Source organism: Actinosynnema sp. NPDC023658 (genome assembly GCF_040639995.1).
In the GTDB taxonomy this organism is placed as follows: Bacteria; Actinomycetota; Actinomycetes; order Mycobacteriales; family Pseudonocardiaceae; genus Actinosynnema.
Map to the genome: position 1 here is coordinate 34,904 of NZ_JBFAAX010000011.1, position 9,582 is coordinate 44,485.

Annotated in this window: 8 protein-coding genes; 4 read left to right on the forward strand and 4 right to left on the reverse strand. The window is 72.9% G+C overall.

The window, feature by feature from the left end; translation table 11 throughout:
- Positions 1-33: 33 nt before the first annotated feature.
- Together AB0G02_RS02990 and AB0G02_RS02995 are read right to left on the reverse strand one after the other, a co-directional pair.
- Positions 34-681, reverse strand: a complete 648-nt coding sequence (locus AB0G02_RS02990) for a response regulator transcription factor (protein ID WP_360788420.1) — start codon at positions 679-681, stop codon at positions 34-36.
- Positions 678-1,793: a histidine kinase gene (locus tag AB0G02_RS02995; protein WP_360788423.1), complete on the reverse strand. Its 1,116-nt coding sequence runs from the start codon at positions 1,791-1,793 to the stop codon at positions 678-680. Before AB0G02_RS02995 ends, AB0G02_RS02990 begins: the two co-directional genes overlap by 4 nt.
- 192 nt (positions 1,794-1,985) lie before the next feature.
- Here AB0G02_RS02995 and AB0G02_RS03000 point away from each other — a divergent pair, with 192 nt between their 5' ends.
- Both AB0G02_RS03000 and AB0G02_RS03005 read left to right on the forward strand, forming a co-directional pair.
- Positions 1,986-2,486: a hypothetical protein gene (locus AB0G02_RS03000; RefSeq protein ID WP_360788426.1), complete on the forward strand. Its 501-nt coding sequence runs from the start codon at positions 1,986-1,988 to the stop codon at positions 2,484-2,486.
- A 150-nt stretch (positions 2,487-2,636) separates the two neighbouring features.
- Positions 2,637-4,199: a cellulose binding domain-containing protein gene (locus tag AB0G02_RS03005; protein ID WP_360788429.1), complete on the forward strand. Its 1,563-nt coding sequence runs from the start codon at positions 2,637-2,639 to the stop codon at positions 4,197-4,199.
- On the opposite strand, the gene AB0G02_RS03010 is transcribed toward AB0G02_RS03005, so the two are convergent.
- Positions 4,196-5,275 carry a homoserine O-acetyltransferase gene (locus AB0G02_RS03010; RefSeq protein WP_360788432.1) on the reverse strand — a complete coding sequence of 360 codons (1,080 nt, stop codon included), beginning with the start codon at positions 5,273-5,275 and terminating at the stop codon, positions 4,196-4,198. The two genes, AB0G02_RS03005 and AB0G02_RS03010, sit on opposite strands and share 4 nt — an antisense overlap.
- Positions 5,272-6,561, reverse strand: coding sequence for a bifunctional o-acetylhomoserine/o-acetylserine sulfhydrylase (locus AB0G02_RS03015; protein ID WP_360788435.1), 1,290 nt, complete (start codon positions 6,559-6,561; stop codon positions 5,272-5,274). Before AB0G02_RS03015 ends, AB0G02_RS03010 begins: the two co-directional genes overlap by 4 nt.
- Before the next feature lie 226 nt (positions 6,562-6,787).
- Here AB0G02_RS03015 and AB0G02_RS03020 point away from each other — a divergent pair, with 226 nt between their 5' ends.
- Together AB0G02_RS03020 and rdmE are read left to right on the forward strand one after the other, a co-directional pair.
- Positions 6,788-7,819 (forward strand): Gfo/Idh/MocA family oxidoreductase, encoded by a 1,032-nt coding sequence (locus AB0G02_RS03020; protein ID WP_360788438.1) that lies wholly within the window; start codon positions 6,788-6,790, stop codon positions 7,817-7,819.
- Between the two features lie 45 nt (positions 7,820-7,864).
- On the forward strand, positions 7,865-9,400 hold the full coding sequence (rdmE, locus tag AB0G02_RS03025; protein WP_360788441.1) for an aklavinone 12-hydroxylase RdmE: 1,536 nt from the start codon (positions 7,865-7,867) through the stop codon (positions 9,398-9,400).
- Positions 9,401-9,582: the final 182 nt, after the last annotated feature.

The following is a 9,582-nucleotide window of genomic DNA, read 5'->3' on the forward strand; positions in this document are numbered from 1 at the left end:
GGGACGTCACCCCGCGGTGCCGTTCCCGGACCGCTACCCCGGTACCACCAGACCGGACTCGTAGGCCGCGATCACCGCCTGCGCGCGGTCACGCAGCCCCAGCTTCATCAGCACCCGGCTCACGTGCGTCTTGACCGTCTGCTCGGCCAGCACGAGGTGCGCGGCGATCTCGCCGTTCGACAGGCCCTGCGCGATCAGCAGCAGCACCTCGGTCTCCCGCTCGGTCAGCGCGCTCAGCGCGGCGGGCCTGACCACCCGCACCGGCTGGGCCCGGACGAAGTCCTCGATCAGCCGCTTGGTCACCGAGGGCGCCAGCAGCGCCTCGCCGCGCGCCACGACCCGCACCGCGGCCAGCAGCTCGCTCGCGGGCGCGTGCTTGAGCAGGAACCCGCTGGCGCCGGCCCGCAACGCCTCGTAGACGTAGTCGTCCAGGTCGAACGTGGTCAGCACGAGCACCTTGACCGGGTCGTCGGCCAGCAGCCGGGTGGCGGTCAGCCCGTCCATCTCCGGCATCCGCACGTCCATCAGCACCACGTCCGGCCGGAGCCTGCGCACCTCGGTGACGGCGGCGACGCCGTCACCGGCCGACCCGACCACGGTGATGTCCGGCTGGGCGTCCAGCAGCGCGGAGAACCCCTCCCGCACCATCTCCTGGTCGTCCACCACCAGCACGTTGATCATCCTCGACCCACCGGTACCACCGCGCGCACCTCGAACCCCCCGTCCCCCGTCGGTCCGGCGGTCAGCGAACCGCCGTGCACCGCCACCCGTTCCCGCATGCCCCGCAGCCCGTGCCCGCCACCGCCGCCCCGCGACGGCCCGCCGGCCGTGTTGCGCACGACGACGTGCAGGTCGGAGCCGACCAGCTCCACCGCGACCGACGTGGTCGAGCCCGGCGCGTGCCTGCCCGCGTTGGTCAGCGCCTCCTGCACGATCCGGTACGCGGTCAGCCCGACCGCCTCGGGCACCTCGGCGTCGGTGACGGACGCGCCCGCGGCCAGCGAGGCGATGTCGGCCAGCCCCGGCTGGGGCGCGCGGTCGGGCCGCTGGTCCTCGGCCCGCAGCACGCCCAGGAGCTGCTGCATGTCGGTGATGGCGGCCCGCGCCGCCGCGCCCAGCTCCGCGAACTCCCGCCTGCCCGCCTCGGGCAGGTCCGGGATCCGGTAGGGCGCGGTCTCGCACCGCACGACCACCAGCGACATGTGGTGCGCGACCACGTCGTGCATCTCGCGGGCGATCCGGGCGCGTTCGAGCAGCGCCGCCTTCTGGTCCTGCTCGGAGTGGAACCGCTGCTCGGCCCGGCCGCGCGCGCCCACCGCGTACCCCAGCAGGAGCACCGGGAGCAGGAAGCCGGTCGTCGACAGGGCCTCGCCGGGCGGGCCCAGCGCGAACACCACGCCGGACGTGATCAACGCCACGAGCAGCACGACCCGGCTGCGGTGCACGGCCGCGACCGCCAGCAGCACCGGCACGTACCACCACCACTGCCAGGAGCCCAGGATGGAGGGTTCGGACTTCACCAGCAGCCGCATGGCCACCAGGCCGGCCGTGGCCAGCCGCCACGCCACGAGCGTGGAGCGCAGCGTCAGGGCGGTGCTGCCGGCGACGATGGCGAACAGCGCCGGCCACCAGCCGTCCGGGTCCTCCCGCGTGACGTAGTCGGAGCTCACGCCGATCGCGATGACCAGGCCGTAGAGCAGCACCGCCGCGCCGAGCACGCGGCGGTGGCGGAAGTCGTCGAAGACCCGCGACCGGTCGCGGAGCAGCACGACCTGGAGGAGGGTGCGGAACACGGTCGGAATGCTAGGTGCCGGACCGGGGGCCGCACATGCTCCCGTGGTCTGTCATACCCCGGTACCACCCGGGCGGCGGCAGGCCCATACCGGAGGTGCGGTGCCCCGGACAAGGCGTTGCGGCGGGCGAACACCACCGGGTAGGCAATATGCAGAGCTGTGCGCCCCTACTCCGTGTTGGAAGATGGCTGAATGCACCCGCAGCAAGATCCGGATCGCTGGTCGCGGCTCCAGGCCGTGGCCGGCGAGGCCCTGACCGCCGCCAAGGTCGGGGAGGACGCTGTCGCGGTCGACCTGGTCACCGGGTACCTCAGCGGCTCGCCCGAGGGCAACGAGGAGATCCGGGAGCTGGTCCTCCTGCTGTTCTCCGAGTGCAGCGCCATGGTCGCGGCCCTCGGGTCCGGCGGCGCGACACCGGTGAAGATGCAGGTCTTCGACGAGGACGGCCAGGAGGTGCCGATCGACGACGCCGACCCGCCGGTCCGCACCGCGATCCGCACGCTGCTCGCCGAGGTGCACGGCGACCAGCAGGCCGCGGCCGAGCAGATCGAGATCGCGCTGGCCAACGGGCAGCCGCAGGAGCTGGCCACGGTGGTGCTGCAGGCGCTGCGCTGGACGGTGAAGCTGGCCGTCGAGTGCGAGGTGCGGGACCTGCCCGTGACGCCCTGGATCGCCACCGCGCTCGAAGAGTAGTCCGGTTCATCCCGTTCCGACCGGTTCCGCACCGGCTCGCGGCAGATCCGCACGACCAAAACCGGAAAGAGCCTTGCCAATTCATTTGGTCTAGACCACTCTCCTGGTGGGCGCGATTCACCCTGCCGATCCCGCCGAGGAGGACTCCTCATGTCAAGACGAACGAGCGCGCTGCTCGCGACGAGCGCACTTGTCATCGGTTCACTGCTCATCGGCCCGGCCGCTTCCGCGGCACCGGGCGTCACGGCCACCTTCGCCAAGACCCAGGACTGGGGCACCGGCTTCGAGGCCAAGTTCACCGTCGCCAACGGCGGCCCTTCCGCCATCACCTCGTGGCGCATCGAGTTCGACCTCCCCGCGGGCACCGCGATGGGGTCCTACTGGGACGCGCTTGTCACCCGGACGGGTGATCACTACGTGGCGACCAACCGCGAGTACAACGGCAGCCTCGGTGTCGGCGCGTCGGCGAGCTTCGGCTTCGTCGGCACCGGCTCCGGCTCGCCGGTCAACTGCACCGTCAACGGCGCCTCCTGCACCGGCGGTGGCGGCGGCGGTGACACGGTCGCGCCCGGCGTGCCCGGCTCCCTGCGCGTCACCGGCACCACCAGCAACTCGGTGTCGCTGGCCTGGAACGCGTCGACCGACAACGTCGGCGTCACCGCCTACGACGTCTACCGGGGCAGCGCGGTCGCGACCACGGTCAGCGGCACCACGGCCACCGTGACCGGGCTGAACGCCTCCACCGCGTACACCTTCACGGTCCGGGCGCGCGACGCCGCGTCGAACACCTCGGGCCCGTCGAACCAGGTCTCCGCCACCACCCAGCCGGGCACGAACCCGACCGGCGGACGCGGTGCGCCCTACCTGTTCCTCGGCTGGGGCAACCCGCCCGCGCCGGCCACGGTCATGAGCGCGACCGGCGTCAAGTGGTTCACGCTGGCGTTCGTGCTGTCCTCGGGCGGCTGCACGCCGGCCTGGGACGGCACCCGGCCGCTGACCGGCGGCATCGACGCGCAGACGATCCAGCAGATCCGCGCGGCGGGCGGCGACGTGGTGCCGTCGTTCGGCGGGTGGAGCGGCAACAAGCTCGGCCCGAACTGCACGACCCCGCAAGCGCTTGCGGGCGCGTACCAGCAGGTCATCAACACCTACGGGTTGAAGGCCATCGACATCGACATCGAGAACACCGACGAGTTCGAGAACGCGACCGTCCAGGACCGGATCCTGGAGGCGCTGAAGATCGTCAAGGCGAACAACCCGGGCATCCAGACGATCGTCACCTTCGGCACCACGACCACCGGTCCCAACTCCTGGGGCAACCGGCTGGTCGAGCGGGCCGCGGCGATCGGCGCGGGCATCGACGTGTTCACGCTCATGCCGTTCGACTTCGGCAGCTCGAACATCGCCACCGACTCGATCAACGCGGCGACCGGGCTGAAGAACAAGCTGAAGGCCACGTTCGGCTGGTCGGACGCAGAGGCGTTCCGGCACGTCGGCATCTCGGGCATGAACGGCTTGTCCGACCAGCGCGAGGTGACCACCGCCCAGGCGTGGACGCAGCTGCGCGACTGGGCGAAGTCCAACGGGCTGGGCCGGTTCACGTTCTGGGCGGTCAACCGCGACCGCGGCGGGTGCGACGGCCAGGTGACGTCCACCTGCAGCGGCATCCCGCAGTCGGACTGGGAGTTCACCCGCATCACGGCCGGTTTCTAGGCCGGGTCGAGCAGCTCGGAGACCAGCTTCGACACCTGGTCGACCTCGATGAGGAACGCGTCGTGGCCGTAGGGCGAGGTCACCACGCGCAGGTCGCCGGCGCCGGGAACGGCGTCGGCGACCTCGGCCTGCTGGTGCAGCGGGTACAGGCGGTCGGAGTCGATCCCGGCGACGACCGCGCGGGCCGTGACGCGGCGCAGCGCCGCCCGCACCCCGCCCCGGCCGCGACCGACGTCGTGGCTGTTCATGGCCTCGGTCAGGGTGACGTAGCTGGCCGGGTCGAACCGGCGGACCAGCTTGGCCGCGTGGTGGTCCAGGTAGGACTCCACCTGGAACCGGCCGTCCTCGCGCACCTCGCGCCCGAACCGGGCCGCCAGCTCGGCCTCACCGCGGTAGCTGATGTGCGCGATCCGCCGCGCCACGCCCAGGCCACCGACCGGGTCGAGCCGGATGGCGTGCAGCTGCGCGGAGGCCAGCGCGATGTGCTCGGCCGTGGACGCCGCCGGCGCGGCCAGCACGAGCAGGGCGCGGACGCGGTCCGGCTCGGACACCGCCCACTCCAGCGCGCGCATCCCGCCCATGGAGCCGCCCAGCACGGCGGCCCACGCGTCGACGCCCAGCGCGTCGGCCAGCAGCACCTCGGCGGCCACCTGGTCGCGCACCGTGATGCGGGGGAACCGGGCGCCCCACGGCCTGCCGTCCGGCGCGGTCGCCCACGGGCCCGTGGTGCCCTGGCAGCCGCCCAGCACGTTGGGCGCCACGACGAACCAGCGGTTCGTGTCCAGCGCCCGCCCGGGGCCCACCAGGCCGTCCCACCAGCCCGGCGTGGGGTGACCGGGCCCGGCCGGGCCCGCCACGTGGCTGTCGCCGGTCAGCGCGTGCAGCACCAGCACCGCGTTCGACCGGTCGGCGTTCAGCTCGCCCCAGGTCTCGTAGGCGATCGACAGCGGCAGTCCCGGCAGCGCGCCGCGGAACCACTGCCGTCGCCCGTTCGGGTCCCCCTCCCGCCACCCGCCGGCAGCGGGAGGGGTCTCCCCGACAGTGGACCCGGTGCTCCTGGGGGCCCAGGAGGTCACAGCACCGACTTGGCGGCGCGGAAGCCCGCCTCCAGGTCGGCCTTGAGGTCTTCCACGTCCTCGATGCCCACCGACAGCCGCACCAGGCCCGGCGTGACCCCGGAGACGACCTGCTGCTCCGGCGTGAGCTGGCTGTGCGTGGTGCTGGCCGGGTGGACGATGAGGCTGCGCACGTCACCGATGTTCACCAGTTGGCTGAACAGCTCCACGCCGTCCACGAGCGCACGGCCCGCGGCCACGCCGCCGAGCAGCTCGAACGACACCACGCCGCCCGCGCCCGCCGGCAGGTACTTCTGCGCGAGGTGGTGCCAGGGGCTCGACGGCAGGCCCGCGTAGTGCACCTTCCCGACCTCGTCGCGCGCCTCCAGCCACCGCGCCAGCTCCAGCGCGTTCGCCGAGTGCTTGTCGATCCGCAGCGACAGGGTCTCGATGCCCTGGAGCACCAGGAAGCTGTTCAGCGGGGCGATGGCCGCGCCGGTGTCGCGCAGCCCCTGCACCCGCAGCTTCGCCGCGAACGAGCCGTGCCCGATGGCGGGCCAGTACCGCAACCCGTGGTAGCTCGGGTCGGGCTCGTTGAAGTCCGGGAACCGCTCGGCGTCGGAGTACTCGAACGTGCCGCCGTCCACGACCACGCCCGCGACCGCGGTGCCGTGCCCGCCGAGGTACTTGGTGGCCGAGTGGACGACGATGTCGGCCCCGTGCTCGATCGGCCGCACCAGGTACGGGGTGGGCACGGTGTTGTCCACCACCAGCGGCACGCCCGCCGCGTGCGCCGCCTCGGAGACGGCGGCGATGTCCAGCACGTTGCTGCGCGGGTTGGCCAGCGACTCCGCGAAGAAGAGCTTGGTGTTCGGCCGGACCGCGGCACGCCAGGCGTCCAGGTCGTCCGGGTCGTCCACGAAGGACACCTCGATGCCGAGCTTGGGCAGCGTGTAGTGGAACAGGTTGTACGTGCCGCCGTAGAGGGAGGCGCTGGACACCAGGTGGTCGCCCGCGCGGGCCAGGTTGAGCACGGTCCCGGTCACGGCGGCCTGGCCGGACGCGAACGCCACCGCCGCCACCCCGCCCTCCAGCGCGGCGACGCGCTGCTCCAGCACGTCCTGGGTGGGGTTGTTGATGCGGGTGTAGATGTTGCCCGGCTCGGCCAGGCTGAACAGGGCCTCGCCGTGCGCGGAGTCCCGGAACACGAACGAGGTGGTCTGGTAGATCGGCGTGGCGCGGGCGCCCGTCGCCGGATCGGGTGCGGCGCCGGAGTGGACCTGCTTGGTGTCGAAGGACCAGGACATGCTGAGGACTCCCGTTCAGCCGGGGTTGGTCGTTTTTCGAGCACGCCGAGGACACCGGGCGCGCGCGGTGGGCTGGGCTGGATCAGCCGAGACGACAGGCCATGGCGGTGACGCGCACGTAGTCCACGTGCCGTCGTGCCACGAGCGGGATCATGAGGTGAAGTTAGCGCCGTGCGGCGGTCCACGACAGGGCGTCCACGCCGTGGGAAGCCTAGGGTCAGCGGTCATGCGCACCGCACTGATCGGGTACGGGCTCGGCGGAGCCGCGTTCCACGCACCGTTCCTGTCCACCACTCCCGGCCTGGAGCTGGCCGCCGTCGTCACCGGCAACCCCGACCGGCGGGCCGAGGTGGCGTCCCGCTACCCCGACGCCGAGCTGATCGCGTCGGTGGACGAGGTGTGGCGGCGGGCGGACGAGTTCGACCTGGTCGTGGTGACCACGCCGAACCGGTTCCACGCCGAGCACGCCCGTGCCGCGCTGGAGCACGGCCTGAACGCCGTGGTGGACAAGCCGTTCGCGCCCTCGGCCGCGGTGGCGCGGGAGCTGGCCGACCTGGCGGCGGCGCGCGGGGTGCTGCTGGCGCCGTTCCACAACCGGCGGTGGGACGGCGACTTCCGCACGGTGGCGCGGCTGGTCGGTGAGGGCGCGCTGGGCCGGGTGCACCGGTTCGAGTCGCGGTTCGAGCGGTGGCGGCCGGAGGTGAAGGGCAGCTGGAAGGAGTCCGGCGACCCGGCCGACCTGGGCAGCATCGTGTTCGACCTGGGCACGCACCTGGTCGACCAGGCGGTCGCGCTGTTCGGGCGTCCCACGAACGTGTACGCGGAGGTGCGGGCGCTGCGACCGGGCGCCCGGGCGCACGACGACGCGTTCCTCGCGCTGACCCACCCGTCCGGCGCGGTGTCGCACCTGTGGGCCTCGGCGCTGGTGGCGTCGTCGGGACCGCGGTTCCGGGTGCTCGGTGACCGGGCGGCGTACGTCAAGCACGGGATGGACCCGCAGGAGGAGGCGTTGAAGGCGGGCGCGACGCCCGGCGGCGAGGGGTGGGGCGAGGACCCGGCGGAGCAGTGGGGCGTCCTCTGCCCGGAGCCCTCCCGCACCGAACCCGTCCGCACCGAGCCGGGGGCCTACCAGGAGTTCTACACGGCCGTCGCGGCCGGTCGGGCGCCGGTCCCGGTGGCCGACGCGGTCACCGGGCTGGAGGTCGTGGAGGCGGCGTTCGAGTCGGCGCGGACCGGGGCCACCGTGCCGCTCGCCTGAAAGTCTCTTGCATCGCTTATCTCTTACTGGCTAAGATTCTTGGTCATGGGAGATAAGAGGGTTCAGGTGCTGGTGGTCGGTGCGGGGCTGAGCGGGTTGTCCGCCGCGTTGTTCCTGGCCCAGGAGGGCGTCGAGGTGCTCGGCATCTCGAAGCACCGGGGGACGTCGCCGCACCCGAAGGCGACCGGGCAGACGCACCGGACGATGGAGCTGCTGCGCCGGGCGGGGGTCGCGGACGAGGTGCGGGAAGCCGGCGCGGGCCTCGACGGCGGGCTGGTGATCAAGGTCGCGGAGAGCCTGCGCGGCCGGGTGTTCCACACGATCATGAGCGAGACCGAGGAGTGGGACACCTCGCTCAGCCCCGAGCGGCCCGGCCTGGCGAGCCAGGACCGGGTCGAGCCGGTGCTGCTGCGCCGGGCGCGCGAGCTGGGCGCGGAGGTGTGGTTCGAGACCGAGCTGCTGTCGCTGGAGCAGGACGCCGACGGGGTGACGGCGCGGGTCCGGTCGGGCGGGCAGGAGCACTCGATCCGGGCGGACTACGTGGTCGGCGCGGACGGGCACCGCGGTGTGGTGCGCGGGTTCGCGGGCATCGGGCGGCAGGGGCCGGGTGAGCTGACCAGCCACATCGGGGTGGTGTTCGAGGCGGACCTGGCGGCGCACATCGTGCCCGGCAAGCTGACCCTGTTCTACCTGCAGAACCCCGCGTTCACCGGCGCGTTCGTGGCGACGAACACCGAGCGGCGCAACGTGTTCTCGATCGAGTACGACCCGGCGCGGGAGTCGGCGGCGGACTACCCGGCGCAGCGGTGCGTCGAGCTGCTGCGGATCGCCACGGACGCGCCGGACCTGGAGCCGGAGGTCCTGGAGATCACCAGCTGGGAGATGGCGGCCTGGCTGAGCGACCGGTTCCGGGCCGGGCGGGTGTTCCTGATCGGTGACGCGGCCAAGGTCACGCCGCCGACCGGCGGGCTCGGCGGCAACACCGCCATCGGTGACGGGCGCGACCTCGCGTGGAAGCTCGCGGCGGTGCTGCGGGGCGAGGCGGGCGAGGGCCTGCTGGACAGCTACGAGGCCGAACGGCGGCCGTACGCGAAGCTGGTGATCGACGGGTCGTACGCGAACTACGTGCAGCGGTTCGCGCCGCAGCTGGCGGGCCCCGACGTGCCGGCCGAGGTCGACCCCTACCAGCTGACCCTCGGCTACCGGTGCAAGTCCGGCGCCGTGCTGGTCGAGGACGACGACCCGGCCCCGATGGAGGACCCGGCCAAGCCGAGCGGCCGGGCGGGCTTCCGCGCGCCGCACGTGCTGGTGCGGCACGAGGGCGCGATGAAGTCCACCCTGGACCTGTTCACCGGCTGGACCCTGCTGACCCTGGACCCCGCCTGGGCGGTCGACGTGCCCGGCCTGCGGGTGCCCGCCGTGCAGGACCCGACGGGCGAGCTGGCCGACCGCTACGGCATCGGCCCGCACGGCGCGAGCCTGGTCCGCCCGGACGGCGTCATCGCCTGGCGCACCGCCGAAGCGCCGACCGACGCCACCGCCCGGCTGACCCGGGTCCTGGACACCGTCCTGTCCCGGTGACCACCCGAAGGTGATCGACTAGAGGCCGCGCAGGGTCTGCGCGGCCTCCTCGATGCACACGGCGGGGCCGGGCGGGTCCTCCGCGGTGAGCCAGTTCGAGACGACCGAGGGTCGTGACATGGCGCTGGCGAGCGGCATGTCGACCGGTGTCGTCGAGGGCTACGAGCAGCTCGACGAGATCC